The sequence below is a fragment of the Burkholderia sp. Bp9140 genome, from assembly GCF_003853425.1.
Taxonomy (GTDB): Bacteria; Pseudomonadota; Gammaproteobacteria; order Burkholderiales; family Burkholderiaceae; genus Burkholderia.
This window is the reverse complement of sequence record NZ_QTPQ01000005.1, coordinates 155,234-178,446: the sequence shown is the minus strand read 5'-3', so window position 1 is coordinate 178,446 and position 23,213 is coordinate 155,234. Positions and strand designations below refer to the sequence as shown.

25 protein-coding genes are annotated in these 23,213 nt (G+C 67.7%); 23 read left to right on the top strand and 2 right to left on the bottom strand.

Annotated features, from left to right (window positions below; all coding sequences use genetic code 11):
* Window positions 1-270: 270 nt before the first annotated feature.
* The 11 genes from DIE21_RS06605 to groL all read left to right on the top strand — a co-directional run bounded on the left by DIE21_RS06605 (window position 271) and on the right by groL (window position 10,668).
* Window positions 271-1,050, top strand: coding sequence for an ABC transporter substrate-binding protein (locus DIE21_RS06605; RefSeq protein ID WP_124496925.1), 780 nt, complete (start codon window positions 271-273; stop codon window positions 1,048-1,050).
* Window positions 1,051-1,117: 67 nt separating this feature from the next.
* The gene (locus DIE21_RS06600; RefSeq protein WP_124496924.1) at window positions 1,118-2,362 is read left to right on the top strand and encodes an FAD-binding oxidoreductase; all 1,245 of its coding nucleotides are present in this window, start codon (window positions 1,118-1,120) and stop codon (window positions 2,360-2,362) included.
* Window positions 2,363-2,840: 478 nt separating this feature from the next.
* Window positions 2,841-4,685: a hypothetical protein gene (locus DIE21_RS06590; RefSeq protein ID WP_124496923.1), complete on the top strand. Its 1,845-nt coding sequence runs from the start codon at window positions 2,841-2,843 to the stop codon at window positions 4,683-4,685.
* Between the two features lie 295 nt (window positions 4,686-4,980).
* Window positions 4,981-5,340, top strand: coding sequence for a hypothetical protein (locus DIE21_RS06585; protein ID WP_124496922.1), 360 nt, complete (start codon window positions 4,981-4,983; stop codon window positions 5,338-5,340).
* A gap of 58 nt (window positions 5,341-5,398) precedes the next feature.
* Window positions 5,399-5,914: a sigma-70 family RNA polymerase sigma factor gene (locus DIE21_RS06580; protein ID WP_124496921.1), complete on the top strand. Its 516-nt coding sequence runs from the start codon at window positions 5,399-5,401 to the stop codon at window positions 5,912-5,914.
* A complete protein-coding gene (locus DIE21_RS06575; protein ID WP_124496920.1) occupies window positions 5,914-6,696 on the top strand; it encodes an anti-sigma factor in 783 nt (260 codons plus the stop codon). The genes DIE21_RS06580 and DIE21_RS06575 overlap by 1 nt, the downstream gene beginning before the upstream one ends.
* Window positions 6,697-6,751: 55 nt before the next feature.
* On the top strand, window positions 6,752-7,153 hold the full coding sequence (locus tag DIE21_RS06570) for a quinol oxidase (RefSeq protein ID WP_124496969.1): 402 nt from the start codon (window positions 6,752-6,754) through the stop codon (window positions 7,151-7,153).
* A complete protein-coding gene (locus tag DIE21_RS06565) occupies window positions 7,150-7,782 on the top strand; it encodes a DUF1571 domain-containing protein (protein ID WP_124496919.1) in 633 nt (210 codons plus the stop codon). The genes DIE21_RS06570 and DIE21_RS06565 overlap by 4 nt, the downstream gene beginning before the upstream one ends.
* Window positions 7,783-7,805: 23 nt before the next feature.
* Window positions 7,806-8,315 (top strand): SRPBCC family protein, encoded by a 510-nt coding sequence (locus DIE21_RS06560; RefSeq protein WP_124496918.1) that lies wholly within the window; start codon window positions 7,806-7,808, stop codon window positions 8,313-8,315.
* 372 nt (window positions 8,316-8,687) lie between these two features.
* Window positions 8,688-8,981, top strand: coding sequence for a co-chaperone GroES (locus DIE21_RS06555; protein ID WP_124496917.1), 294 nt, complete (start codon window positions 8,688-8,690; stop codon window positions 8,979-8,981).
* 46 nt (window positions 8,982-9,027) lie between these two features.
* A complete protein-coding gene (gene groL / locus DIE21_RS06550; protein WP_057926130.1) occupies window positions 9,028-10,668 on the top strand; it encodes a chaperonin GroEL in 1,641 nt (546 codons plus the stop codon).
* Window positions 10,669-10,853: 185 nt separating this feature from the next.
* Here groL and DIE21_RS06545 read toward each other — a convergent pair whose 3' ends face one another.
* Window positions 10,854-11,720, bottom strand: a complete 867-nt coding sequence (locus DIE21_RS06545) for a hydroxymethylpyrimidine/phosphomethylpyrimidine kinase (RefSeq protein WP_124496916.1) — start codon at window positions 11,718-11,720, stop codon at window positions 10,854-10,856.
* A gap of 253 nt (window positions 11,721-11,973) precedes the next feature.
* Between DIE21_RS06545 and DIE21_RS06540 the strand changes: the two genes are divergently transcribed.
* From DIE21_RS06540 to DIE21_RS06505, 8 genes are all read left to right on the top strand, one after another.
* Window positions 11,974-12,144, top strand: a complete 171-nt coding sequence (locus DIE21_RS06540) for a rubredoxin (protein WP_004186709.1) — start codon at window positions 11,974-11,976, stop codon at window positions 12,142-12,144.
* 104 nt (window positions 12,145-12,248) lie between these two features.
* Window positions 12,249-13,550 (top strand): hypothetical protein, encoded by a 1,302-nt coding sequence (locus DIE21_RS06535; protein ID WP_124496915.1) that lies wholly within the window; start codon window positions 12,249-12,251, stop codon window positions 13,548-13,550.
* Window positions 13,551-13,732: 182 nt separating this feature from the next.
* Entirely contained in the window at window positions 13,733-14,311 is a 579-nt protein-coding gene (locus DIE21_RS06530; protein ID WP_044846295.1) for a YqgE/AlgH family protein, read from the top strand.
* On the top strand, window positions 14,308-14,757 hold the full coding sequence (gene ruvX, locus DIE21_RS06525; protein ID WP_124496914.1) for a Holliday junction resolvase RuvX: 450 nt from the start codon (window positions 14,308-14,310) through the stop codon (window positions 14,755-14,757). Before DIE21_RS06530 ends, ruvX begins: the two co-directional genes overlap by 4 nt.
* Window positions 14,744-15,259 (top strand): bifunctional pyr operon transcriptional regulator/uracil phosphoribosyltransferase PyrR, encoded by a 516-nt coding sequence (gene pyrR / locus DIE21_RS06520; RefSeq protein ID WP_124496913.1) that lies wholly within the window; start codon window positions 14,744-14,746, stop codon window positions 15,257-15,259. The genes ruvX and pyrR overlap by 14 nt, the downstream gene beginning before the upstream one ends.
* Before the next feature lie 74 nt (window positions 15,260-15,333).
* Window positions 15,334-16,365, top strand: a complete 1,032-nt coding sequence (locus tag DIE21_RS06515; protein ID WP_059608134.1) for an aspartate carbamoyltransferase catalytic subunit — start codon at window positions 15,334-15,336, stop codon at window positions 16,363-16,365.
* A 59-nt stretch (window positions 16,366-16,424) separates the two neighbouring features.
* Window positions 16,425-17,711, top strand: a complete 1,287-nt coding sequence (locus tag DIE21_RS06510; RefSeq protein ID WP_124496912.1) for a dihydroorotase — start codon at window positions 16,425-16,427, stop codon at window positions 17,709-17,711.
* 19 nt (window positions 17,712-17,730) lie between these two features.
* Complete coding sequence (locus tag DIE21_RS06505; RefSeq protein ID WP_124496911.1) at window positions 17,731-18,588, top strand: 1-acyl-sn-glycerol-3-phosphate acyltransferase; 858 nt, start codon at window positions 17,731-17,733, stop codon at window positions 18,586-18,588.
* Between the two features lie 34 nt (window positions 18,589-18,622).
* Here DIE21_RS06505 and DIE21_RS06500 read toward each other — a convergent pair whose 3' ends face one another.
* Window positions 18,623-19,462, bottom strand: coding sequence for a symmetrical bis(5'-nucleosyl)-tetraphosphatase (locus DIE21_RS06500; RefSeq protein ID WP_124496910.1), 840 nt, complete (start codon window positions 19,460-19,462; stop codon window positions 18,623-18,625).
* A 348-nt stretch (window positions 19,463-19,810) separates the two neighbouring features.
* Here DIE21_RS06500 and rfbB point away from each other — a divergent pair, with 348 nt between their 5' ends.
* From rfbB to rfbD, 4 genes are read left to right on the top strand one after another with little or no spacing between them, the layout of a single operon-like run.
* Window positions 19,811-20,872, top strand: a complete 1,062-nt coding sequence (gene rfbB, locus DIE21_RS06495; protein WP_124496909.1) for a dTDP-glucose 4,6-dehydratase — start codon at window positions 19,811-19,813, stop codon at window positions 20,870-20,872.
* A gap of 11 nt (window positions 20,873-20,883) precedes the next feature.
* Complete coding sequence (gene rfbA / locus DIE21_RS06490; RefSeq protein ID WP_124496908.1) at window positions 20,884-21,777, top strand: glucose-1-phosphate thymidylyltransferase RfbA; 894 nt, start codon at window positions 20,884-20,886, stop codon at window positions 21,775-21,777.
* Window positions 21,762-22,313, top strand: coding sequence for a dTDP-4-dehydrorhamnose 3,5-epimerase (gene rfbC / locus DIE21_RS06485; RefSeq protein WP_124496907.1), 552 nt, complete (start codon window positions 21,762-21,764; stop codon window positions 22,311-22,313). The genes rfbA and rfbC overlap by 16 nt, the downstream gene beginning before the upstream one ends.
* Complete coding sequence (gene rfbD / locus DIE21_RS06480; protein ID WP_124496906.1) at window positions 22,306-23,208, top strand: dTDP-4-dehydrorhamnose reductase; 903 nt, start codon at window positions 22,306-22,308, stop codon at window positions 23,206-23,208. Before rfbC ends, rfbD begins: the two co-directional genes overlap by 8 nt.
* Window positions 23,209-23,213 lie beyond the last annotated feature (5 nt).

The following is a 23,213-nucleotide window of genomic DNA, read 5'->3' as shown; positions in this document are numbered from 1 at the left end:
TTCGAGACTCGATCGTGCCGCCTTTCGAAGGAAAAATCTCGATAAATCAACGGGGTTTGGCGTGATCGACAACATTGCCGCCGACCACGGCCGCGCTGCGATTATCGTATCCCCTATAGTCTATAGTAGACTAAGAGTCTATATTTGGCGTGTGGATACAGCGTGTCTGCCGTACGGCGGCCGGCTGCATCGCATGCCGATCCGGCGGCCGGCAACGGCGTCGCGCGATCGGTCTTCATCGCCTCAATCCGGAATCGAAGGAAATCCGTCATGAACTGGAAGCTTTCCCTCTGCGCCGTCGCGGCGCTTGCATGCGCGGCCGTCACGGCCCACGCGGAACAGACCACGCTGCGCTTCGGGATCGAAGCCGCCTACCCGCCGTTCGAGAGCAAGACGCCGGCCGGCCAGCTGCAGGGCTTCGACGTCGACGTCGGCAACGCGGTCTGCGCGAGGCTGAACATGAAGTGCGTGTGGGTCGAGAACGCGTTCGACGGGCTGATCCCGGCGCTGCAGGCGCGCAAGTTCGACGCGATCAATTCGGCGATGAACATCACCGCGAAGCGCAAGCAGAGCATCGACTTCACGCCGCCGATCTACGTGGTGCCGATCGTGATGGTCGCGCACCGCGGCTCGCCGCTGCGGCCGGATGCCGCGAGCCTGCGCGGCAAGCGCGTCGGCGTGCTGCAGGGTTCGTCGCAGGAGGATTTCCTGAAGGCGCACTGGGCGAATGCGGGCGTGGCCGTCGTGTCGTATCAGGACCAGGACCAGATCTATGCGGATCTCGTCGCCGGTCGTCTCGACGCGGCCGTGCAGGAAGCGCAGACCGCGCAGGACGGTTTCCTCGACAAGCCGGCCGGCCGCGACTACCAGATCGTCGGCGAGCCGCTGAAGGATCCCGCGACGCTCGGAGAAGGCACCGGCTTCGGGATGCGCAAGGGCGACACGGCGCTGCAGGCGAAGATCGTCGGCGCGCTCGATGCGTTGAAGAAGGACGGCACGCTGAGCGCGCTGTCGCAGAAGTACTTCAAGCGCGACATCGTCGCGAAGTAAGCCCGGCCGCGCGCCGGCCGCGGTGCCGGCGCGCGTCGCAACGAATCTCGACGCAGTACGGAAAAGCATGGATTTCGACGTCATCGTTCTGGGGGCCGGCATCGTCGGCGTATCGTCGGCGCTGCATCTGCAGGATCGCGGGCTGCGCGTCGCGCTCGTCGACCGGCGTGCGCCCGGCGAGGAAACGAGCCACGGCAATGCCGGGCTGATCGAACGCTCGTCGGTCGTGCCGTACGCGTTCCCGCGCCGGCTCGGCACGCTGCTGCGCTACGCACGCAACCGCTCGGTCGATCTCTATTGGGACTACAAGGCGCTGCCCGCATACGCGAGCTGGCTCGCGCGCTTCTGGCGCGAATCGTCGCCGCAGCGGCTCGCGGCCGCCGCGCGTGACATGCTGCCGCTCGTCGCGGCGAGCGTCGTCGAGCACGACGCGCTGCTCGTGCGCACCGATGCGCAGCCGCTCGTGCATGACGGCGGGTGGATCGAGGCGTTTCGCTCGCCCGCGCTGTTCGATGCGGAAACGCGCGTGCAGCAGCGGGTGGCCGACGCCCACGGGTTGCGGATGAACGTGCTCGACGCGCACGCGTTGCGCGAACGCGAGCCCGGCATCGGCGCCGCATTCTGCGGCGCATTCCACTGGCAGGACCCGAAGACCGTGTCGAGCCCCGGCGGTCTCACGAAGGCATACGCGCGGCTGTTCGAGCGCGAGGGCGGCACGTTCGTGCTCGGCGACGCGACGACGCTCGCGCAGGTGCGCGACGGCTGGCAGGTCGATACCGAACACGGGCCGATCTCGGCCCGATCGGCCGTGGTCGCGCTCGGGCCGTGGTCCGATCACGTGTTCGCGCCGCTCGGCTACCGGATTCCGCTGCGCGTGAAGCGCGGCTATCACATGCATTACCGGCCGACCCGCCCGCAGCTGAGCGTGCCCGTGTGCGATACCGAGGAGGGCTTCGTCGTCGCGCCGATGGAGGGCGGCCGCCTGCGGCTCACGACCGGCGTCGAGATCGCACTGCGCGGCGCGGCGCCGACCGGCGTGCAGCTCGCGCGTGCCGAGCCGCTGGCGCGCGACGCATTCGGCATCGGCGAACGGCTCGACCCGGCGCCGTGGCTCGGGATGCGGCCGTGCACGCCCGACATGCGGCCGGTGATCGGGCCTGCGCCGCGCCATCGGCATTTGTGGTTCGCGTTCGGCCATTGCCACCACGGACTCACGCTCGGCCCCGCGACAGGACGGTTGCTCGCCGAAATGATGACGGGTGCGCCGACCTACCTCGATCCCCACCCGTACCGGCCCGCGCGCTTCTGCTGAACCCGTCGCGGCGGGATGCGGCCGTCACGGCTTTTCATTCGGCTTTCCGCATTATCGAAATCCGCGCAACCGGACATGGTCTGCGTAATTGATCGGAAAGAAATCGCGATATAAGAAGGTCAGAAAACAAGCGATTTATCAACGCATTTTCATGGAAATGCAATGTGAAACAGGTGGGCTGTCCGGGCCGCCCGGGCAATCCGGCGACGCTTCGTAACGGCCCGTTCCGATGTGACCCAGAATGTACCGGAACACGTTACCTCGGGACTCGCAAACGTTACGTTACATCCGCGCCCCGCACGCCTTTTTCGTCGGATGATTGACTCGTCACGGTCCGTCTGTTTCCCCGGGAAATCCATATAAAAACGTTATTGGCTTGCAATGAGCCAACGAATGAATCCGTTTTATCGAGGTGGCACACTTCGTGCGATCCGTCCCCATGCTTTATCAACGTAGTGCCAACCGAGATGGGGTAAGGATGGGGAAAAATATTAAGTTGACGGGTGTGGCGCTGTCGGTCGCGACGGCGTTCGGGGTGCTGGCTTCCGGTTCGGCCATCGCGGGGCCGCTCGATGGGCTGCCGATTCCGCAAGTGATCGTGAACCCGCCGACGAACAGCGCATCGATCGGGCTGGCCGCGACCGGCACGTCGCCGCTGGGTTCGGTCACCGTGGCGGCGGGCGGGGCGGGCGAGATTCAGACGTCGCTGGGCAATCCGGCGCAGGCTTTGCCGGGCGCGGTGAATGCGCTGACGGGTGCGCTCGGTGGCGGCAACCCGGCTGGTGCGCTGAATACGGCGACGGGGACGTTGAGCAATGCGGTTGGCACGGTAACGGGCGCACTGGGGAATGTTGGTGGCGGTACGAACCCGCTGGCGCCGGTTCAGGGCGCGGTCAATCAGGTGACGGGTGCGCTTGGTGGCGGCAACCCGGCTGGTGCGTTGACCGGTGCGATCGGCACGGTCACGGGTGCGCTGGGCAACATCGGTGGCGGCGCGAACCCGCTGGCGCCGGTTCAGGGCGCGGTGAATCAAGTGACGGGCGCGCTCGGCGGCAACCCGGCTGGCGCATTGACCGGCGCACTCGGCACGGCGACGGGCGCACTGGGCAACGTCGGCGGCACGAACCCGCTGGCGCCGATCCAGGACGTCGTCGACCAGGTCACGGGCACGCTGGGCAGCGGCAACCCGGCCGGCGCACTGAGCAACGCGGTCAATACGATCACGGGCACGCTCGGCGACGTCGGTGGCGTGTCGAGCCCGCTGGCACCGGTGCAAGGCGTCGTTACGCAACTCGCCGGCACGCTCGGCAACGGCAACCCGGCCAGTGCACTGACGAACGCGGTGAACTCGGTGACGGGTGCGCTCGGCAATCTTGGCGGCACGAACCCGCTCGCCCCGGTACAGGGCGTCGTGAACCAGGTCGTCGGCACGCTGTCGGGCGCCGGCGGCGGCAGCCCGATCACGCCGATCACGAACCTCGTCAGCGGCCTGCAGAACGCGCTGCCGACGGGCGGCAACGCGGCCGGCGCGCTCGGTTCGGTCACGGGCGCACTCGGCAACCTCGGCGGCTCGAACCCGCTGGCCCCGCTACAAGGCGTCGTGAACCAGGTCGTCAGCACGCTCGGCAGCGGCAATCCGGCCGGCGCACTGAGCAACGCGGTCAACTCGGTGACGGGCGCACTCGGCAACCTCGGCGGCACGAATCCGCTGGCGCTGGTGCAGGGTGTCGTGAACCAGGTCGTCAGCACGCTCGGCGGAGGCAGTCCGGCCGGCGCGCTGAGCAACGCGGTCAACTCGGTGACGGGCGCACTCGGCAACCTCGGTGGCACGAATCCGCTGGCGCCGGTGCAGGGCGTCGTGAACCAGGTCGTCGGCACGCTGTCGGGCGCAGGCGGCAGCAGCCCGATCGCGCCGATCACGAACCTCGTCAGCGGTCTGACCGGCGGCAGCAACCCGGCCGGCGCACTGACCGGTGCGCTCGGTTCGGTGACGGGCGCCCTCGCGAACGGTCCGGCAGCCCTCGGGCAGGCGGCCGGCACGCTGTCGGGCGCGGCCGGTTCGACGGCGGCAGCGGGCGGCAGCCTGCTCGGCTCGGGCGCGAGCGCGGCGGGCAGCACGGCGGGCGCAGCCGGTTCGCTGCTGTCGACGGGCGGCAACGCGACGGCGACGGTCGTCAATGCGGTCGGCACGACGCTGGGGACGGCGCTGGGTTCCACGCCGGGCCTGTCGGTCACGCCGCATTCGGGCAACAGCTCGGCGAACAACCCGCTCGCGCCGGTGTCGACGCTGCTCCAGGCGGTGACGGGCGCACTGCCGAAGTAACCGGCCGGAACGCGCGGCGGCGCGACATCGCCTGCCGCGCGCAACGGGTCGCGCAACGCGGCATGACAGCAATGTCATGCCGCGTTTTCTTTTGGGTTCCCGATGATATTCGTCGGATGAATGGCGCTGCGCGGCCTCCGGCCGGTCACCGCGGCCGCGGCATGGAATAACCGGCCGCGGCCGTCCGTTTACATTCCGAGTCGCGGCGCAACCGGACAGCGGGATAATGGTCATGACGAAGTCGACGTCCCGTCCGGCAGTGTCGTGCCGCGATGCCATGTCAAGGAGAACGGGAATGAAGACCATGCTGTTCGCCATCGCGCTGACGGCCGCGTTCGCGCGGCCCGCAGCCGCCGAGCCGCCGCAGGCCAGCAACGGGAAACTGGTCGACGAAGATCACATGACGCTGTACGTGTTCGATCACGACACGCCGGGCAAGAGCACGTGCAGCGGCACTTGCGCGGCCAACTGGCCGCCGGCGCTCGCCGACGGATACGACAAGGCGTCCGGTGCACTCAGCCTCGTCGCGCGCGACGACGGCGCGAAGCAATGGGCGTACCACGGTCGCCCGCTGTATCGCTGGAAAATGGACCGCAAGGCCGGCGACGCGGGCGGTGACGGGATTGGCGGCATGTGGCACGTCGCGCGTCCCTGAGAACTGATCGACGGACTGACGGACCGACTGACGGCGCGGCGACGCGCGAGGCATCCGCATGAGCTACGAATCGGACCTGCTGGTGTGGCTGCCCCATCTCACGCGGTACGCGCGTGCGCTGACGGGCGACCGGGCCTGGGCGGACGATCTCGTGCAGGACACGCTCGAGCGTGCGCTGAACCGGCCGCCGCGCGACGGCGGCAACCTGCGCGCGTGGCTGCTGACGCTGCTGCGCCACCGCTTCATCGACCAGTTGCGCGCACGGCACGAGATCGCGGTCGACGACGCGACCGCGCCATGGCGGACGATGGCCGCGCCGGCCGACGAGATCGGCGGCCTGATGCTGCGCGACGTGCAGCGCGCGCTGTACCGGCTGCCCGTCGAGCAGCGTGAAGTGCTGCTGCTGGTCGCGCTCGAGGAGTTGAGCTACCGCGACGCCGCACAGATACTTGGCGTGCCGGTGGGGACGGTGATGTCGCGGCTGTCGCGGGCGCGTGAACGGATGCGTGCGTTGCTGTCCGGCGAGCCGGCGGCGCACGGCACGGCCGCGTTACGGGTGATCGGGAAGACATGATGGACGACGATCCGCGCAAACCTTCGAACGATCGGGACGACGCTGCATCGGCCCAGCTGCTGTCGGCGCTGCTCGACGGCGAGCTGTCCGGGCAGGAGCGTCGCGAGGTGCTCGAACGGCTGCAGTCCGATCCGCGGGAAGCCGACCGGTTCGCGCATTACGGCGCGCAGCGCGACGCGTTGCGCGCGCTGTTCCCGCTGCCGGCCGCCGCACCGGCTTTGTTCGTGCAGCGGCGCGCGTCGCGCTGGCGCGTGGTCGCGTATGCGTGCGCGGGGCTGGCGGCCGGGCTGGTGCTCGGCATCGCGCTGCACGCGGGCTGGACGGCGTTCGGCGTCGAACCGGCGTTCGCCGCGCGCGCGGATGTCGCGTATGCCGTGTACACGGCCGATCGTGAACACCCGGTCGAAATCGACGCCCGCGACCCGGCGCGCCTGGCCGGATGGCTGTCCGCGCGTCTCGGCCGGCCCGTGCGCGCACCGTCGCTCGACGAATACGGCTACGCGCTGCTGGGCGGCCGGCTGTTGCCGGGCGACGCGGGGCCGGCCGCGCAACTGATGTACCAGCGTGCGGACGGCGCGCGCGTGACGCTGTACATGACGGCCTACGACGCGCGGCGCCTCGCGCCGCGGGCGATGTCGGCCGACGGCCGCTACACGTACTTCTGGTCGGATCGCGGCATGGGTTTTGCGCTGTCCGGCCGAGGCGACGAACGGCGCCTGCGCCAGCTCGCGATCGACGCGTGCGGCGCGCTCGGCGGGCCGACCGACGCATGGAAGGGGTGACGCGCGCGGCATCGGCAGGGAGCGGAGAATGAACACGAAGACGGCGAGGCTGGCGATGGCGATGGTGGTGGCGGTGCTCGCGGCAAGCGCCGGGCACGCGCGGGCGGACGGCGACGCCCCGGCGCGCGTGCCGGTCGACGCCGACGGCGTGCAGCGGGTGACGATCGTCGGCGGCAGCTATTTCTTTCGTCCGAAGCACGTGATCGTCCGCGCGCACGTCCCGGTCGAACTGACCGTGTCGGCCGAGCCGGGCGTCGTGCCGCACAGTTTCGAGATCGACGCGCCGCAGGCCGGCATCGCGGTTCACACCGAACTCGGCACGACGCCGCGCACCCTGCGCTTCACGCCGACGGCGCCCGGCCGCTTCGCCTACTATTGCACGCATCGGCTGCTGTTCCTGCGCAGCCATCGCGAGCGTGGAATGGAAGGCGTGCTCGACGTCGAGGCGGCGCCGTGATCGCCGCATTGCTGGCCGCGAGCCTGATAGGAGCGAGCATGACAGCCGACCCCGTGACCGTTGCGCAGGCACATTTCGACCAGGTCCGCTCGTACCGCGCGACGATCCGCTCGTCGGCGCGAAGCGGCGAGCACGCCGAATTCCGCTATGCGTACCTGAAGCCCGGTTTCGTCCGGATGGACTTCGTGTCGCCCCATCACGGCGCGGTACTCGCGTACGATCCCGGCGAAGGCAAGGTTCGGCTGCGCCCGTTCGGCGAGCATGCACTGCCCGCGTTGACCTTGTCGCCGTCCAATCCGCTCGTGCGCGACCGCAGCGGCCATCGCGTCGACCGGTCGGACGTCGGCGAGTTGCTGCGCAACGTGCATGTGCTGCAGCAGGGCGGCGCGACCGTGACGGAAGGCGAGGAGACCATCGGCGGCCGGACCGCGCTGCGCGTGTCGGTGACGGGCGCGCCCGCGCACGTGGTCGACGGCGTGCATCGCTACCGGCTGTGGCTGGACACCAAGGACGGCTTTCCGCTGAAGGTCGTCAGCTTCGCGGACGGCGACGGCGACCCGCTCGAAACGGTGACGTTCGACCACGTCGAGATCGACGTCGCGTTTCCCGCCCGCTTTTTCGCACCCTGATCGCGATTCGTGCCGGAGGCTGCATGGCGGAATACCGGTTTTCGACGACGTGGCGCGTGGACGCGCCGCTCGCGGCGGTCTGGGATGCGATCTACGAGGTCGACCGCTGGCCCGACTGGTGGAAGGGCGCCGTGCGGACCGTCGAGATCGAGCGCGGCGACGTGCGCGGCGTCGGCGCGCTGCAGCGATACACGTGGAAGGGCGCGTTGCCGTACCGGCTGACCTTCGACATGCGCGTGCTGCGCGTCGAGCGGCCGCATGTGCTCGAAGGCCGCGCGAGCGGCGCGATCGAAGGGGACGGCTGCTGGTCGTTCGCGGGCGACGGCACGCGTACCGTCGTGCGCTACGAGTGGCACATCCGCACGCGCGAGCGCTGGATGAACTGGCTGGAGCCGGTTGCACGGCCGCTATTCATCTGGAATCACGACGTCGTGATGCGCGAAGGCGCGAAAGGGCTCGCGCGTCTGCTCGGCGCGACGGTCGAAACCGACGGCCGGACGTTCCAGCCGGTCGCGGGCTGTCCGGACATGTGACGATCCGGCACCGGGCGGTGCGCCCCGTCGGCGCCCGGGCAGGTTTTTTCATGCGATGCCGGAGACCAACGGAACTCGGTGCTTACCCCGTGTCAAATCGGTGCGAGGGTCGGGATATCCCGCATCGTGCCGGATCCCGGCGCGCGTGGAAGATGCCTACTTGGTTGTTTCAAAAGGATTTTTCTAATTCATCCCCGTTTTTCCGCCGTTTCTGGCCGGGTGAAAAAACCTCCGGCTCCCCTTCTTGAATTTGTCAAAACCCGTCCATATAATTAGCACTCGCTGCACGAGAGTGCTAACAATTCTCTGCCGGGCAACCCGCCGGGCAGATTCCCTAAGCGTTCTTCAATCTCAGTCAAGAGAGGAGTGAATATGAACCTTCGTCCTTTGCACGATCGCGTGATCGTCAAGCGCCTGGATCAGGAAACCAAGACCGCCTCGGGCATCGTGATCCCCGAAGCTGCTGCTGAGAAGCCGGATCAAGGCGAGATCCTTGCGGTCGGCCCGGGCAAGCGCGACGACAAGGGCGCGCCGATCGCGCTCGACGTGAAGGTCGGCGATCGCGTGCTGTTCGGCAAGTACGCTGGCCAGACCGTCAAGGTCGACGGCCAGGAGCTGCTGGTCATGCGCGAAGAAGACATCATGGCCGTGGTCAACGCGCAGTAAGCGTCCACTGACGGTACATATTCCCAAGAATTCAAGGAGTTAGAAGATGGCAGCTAAAGACGTCGTATTCGGCGATTCCGCCCGTTCGAAGATGGTCGAAGGCGTGAACATTCTCGCCAATGCAGTCAAGGTCACGCTGGGTCCGAAGGGCCGCAACGTCGTGCTCGAGCGCAGCTTCGGCGGCCCGACGGTCACCAAGGACGGTGTGTCGGTCGCGAAGGAAATCGAGCTGAAGGACAAGCTCCAGAACATGGGCGCGCAAATGGTCAAGGAAGTGGCTTCCAAGACCAGCGACAACGCAGGCGACGGCACGACGACGGCAACCGTCCTCGCGCAATCGATCGTTCGCGAAGGCATGAAGTACGTCGCATCGGGCATGAACCCGATGGACCTGAAGCGCGGCATCGACAAGGCAGTCGCAGCGGCTGTCGAAGAGCTGAAGAAGATCAGCAAGCCGTGCACGACGAACAAGGAAATCGCACAGGTCGGCTCGATCTCGGCGAACAGCGACACGTCGATCGGCGATCGCATCGCTGAAGCGATGGACAAGGTCGGCAAGGAAGGCGTGATCACCGTCGAAGACGGCAAGTCGCTCGCCGACGAACTCGACGTCGTCGAAGGCATGCAGTTCGACCGCGGCTACCTGTCGCCGTACTTCATCAACAACCCGGACAAGCAAGTCGCCGTCCTCGACAACCCGTTCGTGCTGCTGCACGACAAGAAGGTGTCGAACATCCGTGATCTGCTGCCGGTGCTCGAGCAAGTCGCGAAGGCTGGCCGTCCGCTGCTGATCATCGCTGAAGACGTCGAAGGCGAAGCGCTCGCGACGCTGGTCGTCAACAACATCCGCGGCATCCTGAAGACCGTTGCGGTCAAGGCGCCGGGCTTCGGCGACCGCCGCAAGGCCATGCTGGAAGACATCGCGATCCTGACCGGCGGTCAGGTCGTCGCGGAAGAAACCGGCCTGACGCTCGAGAAGGCAACGCTGGCAGAACTGGGCCAGGCGAAGCGCATCGAAGTGGGCAAGGAAAACACGACGATCATCGACGGCGCAGGCGAAGCCGTGAACATCGAAGCGCGCGTCAAGCAAGTTCGCACGCAAATCGAAGAAGCGACGTCGGACTACGACCGTGAAAAGCTGCAAGAGCGCGTGGCCAAGCTGGCCGGCGGCGTGGCAGTGATCAAGGTCGGTGCTGCGACCGAAGTCGAAATGAAGGAAAAGAAGGCACGTGTCGAAGACGCACTGCACGCAACGCGCGCAGCTGTGGAAGAAGGCATCGTGGCAGGCGGCGGCGTTGCGCTGATCCGCGCTCGCACCGCGATCGCAGCCCTGACCGGCGCGAACGCCGACCAGAACGCCGGCATCAAGATCGTGCTGCGCGCAATGGAAGAGCCGCTGCGCCAGATCGTCACGAACGGTGGCGAAGAAGCCAGCGTCGTGGTGGCGGCAGTGGCTGCAGGCACGGGCAACTACGGCTACAACGCAGCAACGGGCGAGTACGTCGACATGGTTGAAGCCGGCGTCGTCGACCCGACCAAGGTCACGCGCACCGCACTGCAGAACGCAGCGTCGGTTGCAGGCCTGCTGCTGACGACGGACGCAGCGGTCGCGGAACTGCCGAAGGAAGATGCACCGATGCCGGGCGGCATGCCGGGCGGCATGGGCGGCATGGGCATGGACATGTAATCGACTTCGGTCGATGGTGTCCGGAACGCGCAGCGATGCGCGTTCCAGCCAAAAGAAAAGACCCGCAGCGATGCGGGTCTTTTTTTATGTGTGTGCACGAAAGGAGCGGACATGCGGGGCGGACATGCCGCCCCGCGGCGATGATCAACCGCGCACGACGGCGGCGCGGGGCCGCCATGCATGCGTCAATGCCGGTGCGACGTCCGCGGCACCGGATCGGCCTTCACGGCCCGAGGCGTGTCCGTTTCATCGTTGCTGCGCGCCCAGAAGAACCGGTCGGGCAGGTATGCGCCCATGCCGGGCCGGAACGCATCGCGTACGGCCTGGTACAGGTATTCCTGCGCTTCGCGCACCGCTTCGGGCGGCTCCTGGCCGTTCGCAAGCAGTGCCGCGATCGCCGCGCCGAGCGTGTCGGTGATGCCCATCAGCCGATGCGGCGAGCGATCCCACATGTCTTCGCGGAGCTGGCCTTCCTCGCCGTACAGCGTGTTGACGAGCCGGTGCGAGCCCGTCTCCGACGACAGGATGTACTCGCAGCCCTGCGACAGCAGGTGCGACACGGCCGCGTCGAGATTCGGCGCCTCGGCGTCGCCGTCCGGCTGCGCGAGCGCGATCAGCGTCGCGTGGTCGGCGACCAGCAGCGTCGTCTGCGGCGCGAGCAGGTCGGCGATCGATTCGCGCAGGTCGTCGGCGGCGAGCACGTGCTCGTCGTCGAGCGTGAAATCCGGTGCGAGCACGAGCGGCACGCCGTCGTAGTCGGCGACCACTTCGGCGATCGCGCTCACGACTTCGGCGCGCGTCGCCGCGCCGATCTTGAACGCGGCGACCGGCATGTCCTCGAGCAGCATGCGCGCCTGGGCGGCGACGACATCGGGGTCGAGGCCGGTCACTTCGTCGCAGGCGGCCGAGTCGCGCACGGTGTAGCCCGTCAGGACGGACACGCCGTGACAGCCCATGCTCGCCAGGGTCATCAGATCGGCTTGGAGGCCGGAGCCGCCGGTGGGATCGGACAGGCCGAAGGTGAGGACGATCGGAGGGGCGTTGCTGGACATGTAAAAATGGGGCAAGAAAAAAACGGGGAAGCGACGGAACTGCGGACGGCGAGGCGAAATGGGCGGTTTGGCCCTGTGTTGCCCGGCAGGCCGCACTTTCCAGCCATTATGCGGCGGAATCCGGCCCGCACGATGGATTTTTTAGCGCAGCGCAACGTAGTCGCCGCACTCCAGTGCGATTGCTAGGCAGTCCGGCCCCGACACGGTACCATCATGGCTCCCGAATTTACCGACTTTCCCAACGCGGCTTAAGATGGAATACAAGAGCTGGATGTGCCTGATTTGTGGCTGGATTTATGACGAAGAAGCCGGGCTGCCCGAAGAGGGCATCGCCCCGGGCACGCGCTGGGAAGACGTCCCGATCAACTGGACGTGCCCCGAATGCGGCGCTCGCAAGGAAGACTTCGAGATGGTCCAGATCTGACCGGACCCTTGGCCCACGGACACCCCGCTCCGGCCTCGCGGTTGCCCGGCGCTTGCGCGTCGCGGCCGGTGCGAGCGACTTGACGATGACAGGCGCGCGTGTCCATGACGTCCGATCCGGCGAACGTTCCCTACCCTGACGCACTGCCCAACCCGCGCGGCGGGGCCGTGCACGCGGCCGACGCGTGGCTCGCGGCGGCCGCCGACGCATTCGAGCGTCGCGACGACGCGGCCGCGCCGCTGTCGGCCGCCGCCGCCGTGCTGGCGGAGGCCGGCTGGCTGCCGGCCGCCCGTTTCGCCGGGCAGCTGGCAGCCACGGCGCCGCTCGTCGCCGCCGACCCGACGTCCGCCGCGTGGCGCATCGCGTTGCGCGATTTCCGCGCGGCGGTCGGGCGCCACAATCTGCGCGAGCTGGCCTGCTCGCCGCTTCTGTTGGACCATTTCCGTGCACTGCGTGCCCAAAGCGCGGCCGACCTGCATGCGAGCGTGCCGCTCGACGTGCTGGCGCTCGTCGGGCGCGCGATGCCGCCGGCGACGCTGCGTGCGTTGCCCGACGCGTTCGCGAGCCGGGCGCGAGCCCGCTACGAGCAGGCCCTGCTCGGCGTGCTGCGTGCGCCGAACGGCACGCCGGATGCGGCGCTCGACGAACTCGATGCGACCCTGACCGCGCTGGCCGACGAGGCCCCGTACGACTTCTGGCGGCTCGCCGCCGCATGCCTGCGCGCGCTGCGCGCCAGCGCCGCGCCCGAACTGAAACGTTTCCTTGCGCGGACCAACCTGCTGCTCGGCGAGCACGCTCAGGGCCGGCGCCATGCGCCGCCGGCGCTCGTGCGCGAGACGGTTGCGCTGCTGTGGCGCGATTTCGCGCTGTTCGGCGCGGCCGCGGAAGATGTCGCGCTCGTCGATGTGCTGCACGACTATGGACTGACCGTGGACTGGCACGTCGCCGGCACGCCCGCATCGGAGGCGCTGTGGGAGGCCGATGCCGCGCGGGCCGAGCAGGACGCGGTCGCGGCGGCGCCCACCCGCATGCTCGGTGTCGTGACCGTCAACGCGCATGCGTATGAGGATTTCCTGCAGACGGCCGATGCGTCGATGGCCGATCTGGCCGTCGATCCGGCCGCGGCCGATGCGGGGGCCGCATGGCGCGCATCCGCGGCCGCCTATCGGGTCGGTACGGCCGCGTGCGCACTCGGGCTCGGTCACGCGGCGCTGCTGGCCGATACGCTTGGGCTGGCGTGGCGCCGCGCCGCGCACGGCCTGCCGCTCGCTGGCAGCGGGCTCGACGCGCACGGCCGCGCGTCCGACATGCTGCGCGCCGCGCTGCTGAAGATCGCCGCGGGGGTGGCGCCGCCGGACCTGACCGCGGCGTCCGGGGCGCTCGGCGGGGCGCTTGGCCGGACCTGACGCGCAACGGGGCGCGTACACGGCGGCAGCCCTTGCGGCGCGGGCCGGCAACACGCTGCCGACAGCGCCCGCGCGCGTGTTAGAGTGCCGTGTGATCCGCGTGCGTCGTTGCCAGCGTCGCGCGGCGTTGCTTGTTGATCGCGGCCCGGTCAGGTCGCGGCGTCTTTGCTAAAATTCAAACCATGTCAAAGCCTTCCGATCGCATCAATCTCACCAACCAGTTCCTGATCGCCATGCCGAACATGGCCGATCCGACGTTTTCGGGAACGGTGGTCTATCTTTGCGATCACAGCGAGCGCGGGGCGCTCGGCCTCGTCATCAATCGTCCCACCGACATCGACCTCGAATCCCTGTTCAGCCGCATCGACCTGAAGCTCGACATCGAGCCGCTGCTGCACATTCCCGTGTACTTCGGCGGCCCGGTGCAGACCGAGCGGGGCTTCGTGCTTCACGAGCCGGTCGAGGGCGCGAACTACAACTCGTCCATGTCGGTCGAGGGCGGGCTCGAGATGACGACGTCGAAGGACGTGCTCGAGGCGGTCGCGACGGGCACCGGCCCGAAGCGCTTCCTGCTGACGCTCGGCCATGCAGGCTGGGGCGCAGGGCAGCTCGAGGAAGAAATTTCCCGCAACGGCTGGCTGACCGTGGCCGCCGATCCGCGCATCGTGTTCGACACGCCGGCCGAGGAGCGCTTCGAAGCCGCGCTCGGCCTGCTCGGTGTCAGCTCGTCGATGCTGTCCGGCGAAGCAGGGCACGCATGAGCGGCGCGAGCGCGCGCGATGCGACGCTCCTGGCGTTCGACTACGGCGAGAAGCGGATCGGGGTCGCAATCGGCAATGCGCTGACGTGCTCGGCCCGCGCCCTCGTCGTGATTCCCAACCTGAACCGCGAGCACCGCTTCAAGGCGGTCGGCGACCTGCTGGCCGAATGGCGGCCGGATGCGCTCGTCGTCGGCCTGCCGATGCATCCTGACGGCACGCCGCACGAGATGACGCAGCAGGCGAAGCGCTTCGGCAACCAGCTGAACGGCCGGTTCGGGCTGCCCGTCACATGGGTCGACGAACGCTATTCGTCGGTCGAGGCCGAGGCCGGGCTGCGCGAGCGCAACGTGCGCGGCCGCGCACGCGCCGAGATGCTCGATGCCGAGGCCGCGCGCGTGATCCTTCAACAGTATCTCGATCAATTGTCCGACCATGAGCACCATTGACGCCGACGCGCTCTACCGCGTCCTGCTCGACCAGATCCGCGACGCCTACGGCACGGCCTTCGCCGAGCCGGGCGGCCCGCGGCTCGCCGGCATTCACAGCGGCGGCGCCTGGCTCGCCGAGCGCCTCGCGCGCGATCTCGGCGCGCCGGGGTTCGGCGTCGTGAACGTCGCGCTGCATCGCGACGACTACGCGAAGAAGGGGCTGCACAGCCAGGCCAGCCCGACGTCGCTGCCGTTCGAGGTGGACGGCGCGCGCATCGTGCTCGTCGACGACGTGCTGTACACCGGCCGCACCGTGCGCGCCGCGCTCAACGAACTGTTCGACTACGGCCGTCCGGCCGCGGTCGAGCTCGCGGTGCTCGCCGATCGCGGCGGCCGCGAGCTGCCGGTCGCCGCGCGCTTCGCGGGCGGCACGCTCGACGTGCCGGCCGATGCGACGCTCGTGCTCGCGCGCGACGAAGCCGCGCAGTTCACGCTGCGCATCGAGGCGCACGGCGCCTGACCGGACCGCGAAACCGTATCCCGGGCCGCCGGTTCGCGCCGCGGCCCGTTTGCATAGTTGGAATCACGCACACCATGACCACCGACACCACTGGCCGCACCGGCAATCCCGCTGCGACCGCGAGCCCCGAGCGGTTCCGCTACGGTTTCCTGAAGGGCAATCCGCAGCTCACGAAAAACGGCGAGCTGAAACACCTGCTGTCGATCGAGGGCCTGCCGCGCTCGATCGTCAACCACATCCTCGATACGGCCGAGCAGTTCGTCAGCGTGACGGACCGCGAAGTGAAGAAGGTGCCGCTGTTGCGCGGCAAGTCGGTGTTCAACCTGTTCTTCGAGAACTCGACGCGCACGCGCACGACCTTCGAGATCGCCGCGACGCGCCTGTCGGCCGACGTGCTGAACCTGAACATCAACGCGTCGTCGACGAGCAAGGGCGAGTCGCTGCTCGACACGATCAACAACCTGTCGGCGATGCATGCCGACCTGTTCGTCGTGCGTCACGCGTCGAGCGGCGCGCCGTACCTGATCGCTGAGCACTGCGCGCCGCACGTGCACGTGATCAACGCCGGCGACGGCCGTCATGCGCACCCGACGCAGGGCCTGCTCGACATGTACACGATCCGCCACTACAAGCGCGACTTCACGAAGCTGCGCGTGGCGATCGTCGGCGACATCCTGCATTCGCGCGTCGCGCGCTCCGACATCCACGCGCTCACCACGCTCGGCGTGCCGGAAGTGCGCGCGATCGGCCCGCGCACGCTGCTGCCGGGCGGTCTCGAGCAGATGGGCGTGAAGGTGTTCCACAACCTCGACGAAGGGCTCAAGGGCGTCGACGTGATCATCATGCTGCGCCTGCAGAACGAGCGGATGAGCGGCGCGCTGCTGCCGTCCGCGCAGGAGTACTTCAAGACCTGGGGCCTGACGCCCGAGCGCCTCGCGCTCGCCGCGCCCGACGCGATCGTGATGCACCCGGGCCCGATGAACCGCGGCGTCGAGATCGACTCGCAGGTCGCCGACGGTCCGCAGTCGGTGATCCTCAACCAGGTCACGTTCGGCATCGCCGTGCGGATGGCGGTGATGGGCATCGTCGCCGGCAATAGCGACTGAGCCCGTTCGCGCATCCTTATTCAGGCATTCAACGCATTCAACGCATTCACAGACAGCGCATGAAGATTCATATCCAAGGCGGCACGCTGATCGACCCGGTCGCCGGCACCGAACGGCAGGCCGACGTATTCGTCGCGGACGGCAAGATCGCCGCGCTCGCGGAGGCCGGTAAAGCGCCGGCCGGTTTCAACGCGGAGAAGACGATCGACGCGTCGGGCCTGATCGTCGCGCCCGGCCTCGTCGACCTGTGCGCGCGGCTGCGCGAGCCCGGCTACGAGCACAAGGCGACGCTCGCGTCCGAGATGGCCGCGGCCGTTGCGGGTGGCGTCACGACCCTCGTGTGCCCGCCGGACACCGACCCGGTGCTCGACGAGGCGGGCCTCGTGGAGATGCTCAAGTTCCGCGCACGCAACCTGCACCAGGCGAACGTTCATCCGCTCGGTGCGCTCACCGTCGGCCTGAAGGGCGAAGTGATCACCGAGATGGTCGCGCTGACCGAGTCGGGCTGCGTCGGCTTCACGCATGCGAACGTGCCGGTACGCGACACGCAGGTCCTGCTGCGCGCGCTGCAGTACGCGAGCACCTACGGCTACACGACGTGGCTGCGGCCGCTCGACGCGTTCATCGGCCGTGGCGGCGTCGCCGCGAGCGGCGCGCTCGCATCGCGGCTCGGACTGTCCGGCGTGCCGGTCGCAGCCGAGACGATCGCGCTGCATACGATCTTCGAGCTGATGCGCGTGACCGGCGCGCGCGTGCACCTCGCACGCCTGTCGTCGGCGGCCGGCCTCGCGCTCGTGCGCGCGGCGAAGGCCGAGGGGCTGCCCGTGACGTGCGACGTCGGCGTGAATCACCTGCACCTGATCGACGTCGACATCGGCTACTTCGATTCACAGTTCCGCCTCGACCCGCCGCTGCGTGGCGAGCGCGACCGCGAAGCGATCCGCGCGGCGCTCGCCGACGGCACGATCGACGCGATCTGCTCCGATCACACGCCGGTCGACGACGACGAGAAGCTGCTGCCGTTCGCCGAAGCGACGCCCGGCGCGACGGGGCTCGAACTGCTGCTGTCGCTCACGGTGAAGTGGGCCGATGAAACGAACACGCCGCTCGCGCGGGCGCTGCGCCGCATCACGGCCGCGCCGGCCGACGTGCTGCAGCTGCCGGCGGGCCGCCTGGCCGAAGGCGGCGTGGCCGACCTGTGCGTGTTCGACCCGCGCGCGCACTGGCGCGTCGAGCCGCGTGCGCTGAAGAGCCAGGGCCACAATTCGCCGTTCCTCGGCTACGAACTCCCGGCCTGCGTGCGTGCGACGCTCGTGGCGGGGCAGGTCGCGTTCGAGCGCCACTGAACCACGCCGGATCCTCGCCATGACCGCTCTTCGCAAGCTGCGTCTCGTCTTTCACCTGCTGCGCGGCATGGCGATCGTCGCGCTGCGCTTTTCGCACGTGAGCCCCGCGCGGCGCCTCGCGCTCACGCGCCGCTGGTCGCTCAAGCTGCTGCGGATCTGTGGAATGCGCCTCGTCGTCCACAACGACGGGGCGCGCCTCGACGCGGGCGCGCTCGTCGTCGGCAACCACGTGTCGTGGCTCGACATCTACACGGTCAACGCGTGGCGGCCGACGCCGTTCGTGTCGAAGGCCGAGGTGCGGCAGTGGCCGGTGGTCGGCTGGCTGGCCGAGAAGCTCGATACCGTGTTCCTGCAGCGCGAGAAGCGCACCGAGGCGATGCGGGTCATGCACGAGATGGCCGACCGGCTGCGCAACGGCGGCGTGATGTGCGTGTTTCCGGAAGGGACGACGTCGGACGGGCAGGCGCTGCTGCCGTTCCATGCGAACCTGTTCCAGGCCGCGGTGTCGGCCGGCTGTGCGGTGCAGCCGATCTGCCTGATGTACGAGGACGCGCAGCAGCGGCAGTCGGTCGCGCCGGCCTACACCGGCGAGTTGTCGCTCGGGATGTCGCTCGACATGGTGTTGCGCGGCGGCCCGCTCGTCGTGCATTTGTACGTGTGCGAGCCGATCGCGCCGGGCGGTGATCGTCGCACGACGTCAGCGGCCGCGCGCGATGCGATCGCGGCCGCGCTCGAGACGCTGCAGGCGAAGGTCGGCAAGCCGTCGCCCGAGTCGCTGGCGGAGCTCGAGAAGCATGCCTATCCGGCAACCGAAGTCGGCGCCGGGGCGGCGGGCGATGCCGCGGCGGAGGAGGCGGTGCCGGGGCGCGAGGGCTGACGCGCCGTGTCGTTCGCGCGCGTCGCCGCGCGTGTCAATCGCCGCCGGGCGTGCGGCACGCTTCGCACTGCACCTGCGTGACCGTGCGCAGTGCCGGGTCGGCCGTCAGTCGCACGGCCGACAGCTGATTTCCCCATACGCATCCCGAATCCAGCGCGACGACATTGTCGCGCAGCATCAGGCCAAGCGCGGCCCAGTGGCCGAACACGACCGTCACGTCGTCGGTGCGGCGGCCCGGCACGTCGAACCACGGCAGGTAGCCTGGCGGCGCGCTGTCGGGGCCGCCGTTGGTCTTGAACTCCATCGCGCCGTCGGGCGTGCAGAAGCGCAGGCGTGTGAACGCGTTGAACGCGACGCGCATCCGGTCGCGTTTCTTCAGGTTCGGATTCCATTGGTTCGGCTCGTTGCCGTACAGGTTTTGTAACGTTTCGCGCCAATCCGGCGCGCGCAGCGCGCGCTGCAATTCGTCAGCGAGTTCGAGCGCGAGCGACGTGTCCCATTGCGGCAGTACGCCCGCGTGCACGAGCAGCATGTCGTTCTCGAAATGGGCGAACGGACGGTGACGCACCCAGTCGAGCAGGGCGTCGGCGTCGGGCGCGTCGAGGATTTCGCCGATGGTGTCGCCCGGGCGTTCGGTGCGAATGCCCGCCGAGACCGCGAGCAGGTGAAGGTCGTGATTGCCGAGCACGGCGGTCGCGCGCGGGCCGAGCTCGGCGAGCGCACGCAGCGCGGCGAGGGAGTCGGACCCGCGGTTGACGATGTCGCCGGCGATCCATAGCGGGGTGTCGGCGGGGGCTGACAGCTTTTCCAGCAGAAAGCGGAAAGCGGAATGACAGCCCTGGATGTCGCCGATGGCGATGGGAGTGCGCGGCATGGGAGGCGATAGTTGCAAATTTTGACGTTGATCGGGAAGCGGCGCAGGGGGCGGCATCGTGTGGTCAGGCACAATAATCTTGTTATTTTAACATATTGATTTAAAAGATAATTTTATTCGCGTTGCCGAGCGTGGGGCACTGTTTCAAGTTGTTAGCAGCATGGCTTTTGCAGCGGCTTGCTTCCTATAATTGCCGCTTCCTCGACAAAATTAGCATTTCATGACTTTGGCGGTCACGGTGAGAAGTTAGAATGCCCGGCTTGAGCGACGCGCACCTTGACGTTGTCGCTGTTCGAAATGATGGCGGCTCGTGCTCGAGGCCTGCCGCGTACGACTGAAGGGAGTCTCATGATCCTGGTGACGGGGGGCGCGGGTTTCATCGGCGCCAATTTTGTACTCGACTGGCTGCGTCAGTCCGACGAGGCCGTGCTCAATGTCGATAAATTGACCTACGCCGGCAACCGTCACACGCTGCAGTCGCTGGACGGAAGCCCGAAGCACGTGTTCGTACGCGCCGACATTTGCGACCGCGCCGCACTCGACGCGCTGTTCGCCGAGTACAAGCCTCGCGCTGTCCTGCATTTCGCCGCTGAAAGCCATGTCGATCGCTCGATTCACGGGCCGGCGGATTTTGTTCAGACCAATGTGGTGGGCACGTTCACGCTGCTCGAGGCCGCACGGACATACTGGAACGGCCTGAACGAAGCCGACGCGTCGGCCTTTCGTTTCCTGCACGTATCGACGGATGAAGTGTTCGGCTCGTTGTCGGCCACCGATCCGCAGTTCTCGGAAACCACGCCGTACGCCCCGAACAGCCCGTATTCGGCGACCAAGGCGGGCTCCGATCATCTCGTGCGCGCCTATCATCATACGTACGGCCTGCCCACGCTCACCACGAACTGCTCGAACAACTACGGTCCGTACCAGTTCCCCGAGAAGCTCATTCCGCTGATGATTGCCAATGCGCTTGCCGGCAAGGCGCTGCCCGTCTACGGTGACGGGCAGAACGTGCGCGACTGGCTGTACGTCGGCGACCACTGCAGCGCGATTCGTGAAGTGCTCGCGCGCGGCGTGCCCGGCGAGACGTACAACATCGGCGGGTGGAACGAGAAGAAGAACCTCGAGGTCGTGCATACGCTGTGCGATTTGCTCGACCAGGCGCGCCCGAAGGCAACGGGTTCGTACCGAGACCAGATTACCTATGTGACGGATCGTCCCGGCCATGATCGTCGCTATGCGATCGATGCGCGCAAGCTCGAGCGCGAACTCGGGTGGAAGCCCGCCGAGACGTTCGAGACCGGTCTGGCGAAGACGGTCGCGTGGTATCTCGACAACCAGGCGTGGGTCGATGAGGTAGCCTCGGGTGAATACCGCAAGTGGGTTGAAACCAACTACGCAGAACGCGCTTGAGGAGTCGATCGATGGCACGTAGGGGCATCATTCTCGCCGGCGGTTCAGGCACGCGTCTGTATCCGATCACGCACGTCGTATCGAAGCAGCTCCTGCCGGTGTACGACAAGCCGATGATTTACTATCCGCTGTCGACGCTGATGGTCGCCGGAATCCGCGACGTGCTGATCATTTCGACCCCGCAGGATACGCCGCGCTTCGAAGCCATGCTCGGCGACGGCAGCCAGTGGGGGATGAATATCCAGTATGCGGTGCAGCCGTCACCGGACGGCCTTGCGCAGGCGTTCGTCATCGGGCGGGATTTCGTCGGCAACGATCCGTCGGCGCTCATCCTCGGCGACAACATCTTCTACGGGCACGATCTCGCGAAGCAACTCGAGCACGCCTATGCTCAGGAAAGCGGCGCGACCGTGTTCGCGTATCACGTGCAGGATCCGGAGCGCTATGGCGTCGTCGAATTCGACGCGTCGTTCCGCGCGCTGTCGATCGAGGAAAAGCCCGCGAAGCCGCGTTCGAACTATGCGGTCACGGGCCTGTACTTCTACGACAACCGCGTATGCGACATCGCGGCCGACATCAAGCCGTCGTCGCGCGGCGAGCTGGAAATCACCGACGTCAACTCGCGGTACCTCGCGGATGGCGCGCTGAACGTCGAGATCATGGGGCGTGGTTATGCCTGGCTCGACACGGGCACCCACGATTCGCTGATCGAGGCGGCGAGCTTCATCGCGACGCTGCAGAAGCGTCAGGGGCTCGTGGTCGCCTGCCCCGAAGAGATTGCGTACCGTCGGCAATGGATCGACGCAGAACAGGTGCTGAAACTGGCGCAGCCGCTGTCGAAGAACGCCTACGGGCAGTATCTCAGGAACCTTCTCACGCACCAGGTCGCATGGCTATCCAAGTAACGGCAACGGCGCTGCCCGAAGTCAAGCTCATCGAACCGAAGGTGTTCGGCGATGCGCGCGGGTATTTCTACGAGAGTTTCAAGGCAAGTGATTTTGCGGAGCAGGTGGAGCCGGGCATCGTGTTCGTGCAGGACAACCACTCCCGTTCGGCGAAGGGCGTGCTGCGCGGGCTGCATTACCAGATTCAGCATGCGCAGGGCAAGCTCGTGCGCGTGGTCGAAGGCGCGGTATTCGACGTCGCCGTCGATATCCGCCGCGGGTCGCCGAATTTCGGCAAGTGGGTCGGCGTGACGCTGTCGGCTGACAACCATCGGCAGCTGTGGGTTCCGCCCGGCTTCGCGCACGGCTTCGTCGTGCTGTCGGAGGCCGCGCAGTTCCTGTACAAGACGACCGACTACTGGTTTCCCGAGCACGAACGCAGCATCGCGTGGAACGATCCCGAGATCGGGATCGCGTGGCCGATCGATGGCGAGCCGGTTCTGGCGCCGAAGGATGCGGCAGGCAAGCGCCTGAGCGAGGCGGAAGTCTATGCGTGAGGGCGGCATGAATCCCGAGCCGACGATCCTCGTGACGGGGGTGAACGGCCAGGTCGGGTTCGAACTGCTGCGCACGCTGCAGGGGCTCGGCCGCGTGGTGGCGTGTGACCGGACGATGCTCGACCTGTCCGATCTCGATCGCGTGCGCGCCGTCGTGCGGGACGTGAAGCCGTCGCTGATCGTGAACCCGGCCGCCTATACGGCGGTGGACAAGGCCGAGACCGAGGTCGAGGCCGCGCGGCGCGTGAATGCCGACGTGCCGCGCATCTTCGCCGAGGAGATGGCGCGCACCGGTGGTGCGCTGATTCACTATTCGACCGACTACGTGTTTGATGGCACGAAGGCGGGTGCGTATACGGAAACCGACGCGACGAATCCCGTCAACGCCTACGGCGCGACGAAGCTTGAAGGCGAGCAGGCGATCGCGGCCACGGGTTGTGCGCATTTGATTCTCCGGACGAGTTGGGTGTACGGGCGGCGCGGAAGGAACTTCCTGCTCACGATACTGAAGCTCGGCAGGGAGCGGCCGGAGTTGCGCGTCGTGGCGGATCAGGTCGGTGCGCCGACCTGGGCACGGACGATCGCCGTCGTCACCTCGCACATCGTCGCGCAGCAAGCGGTCGCGGATGATGTCGCCGATTGGTGGGCGAAGCGTTCCGGCGTCTATCACTTCACGTCGTCCGGCGCGACGTCGTGGCACGGCTTCGCGGAAGCGATCCTTGATAACGCGATGGGCGAGCTTGCGCCGAAGGTGTTGCCGATTCCGGCGAGCGAGTATCCGGTTCCGGCGAAGCGCCCGGCAAATTCACGGATGGCGCTGGAAAAGCTGGCGCAGACGTTCGGCGTGAGGATGCCGGCGTGGGACGACGCACTGCGGCTCTGCCTGGGCGAGTAGGGTGC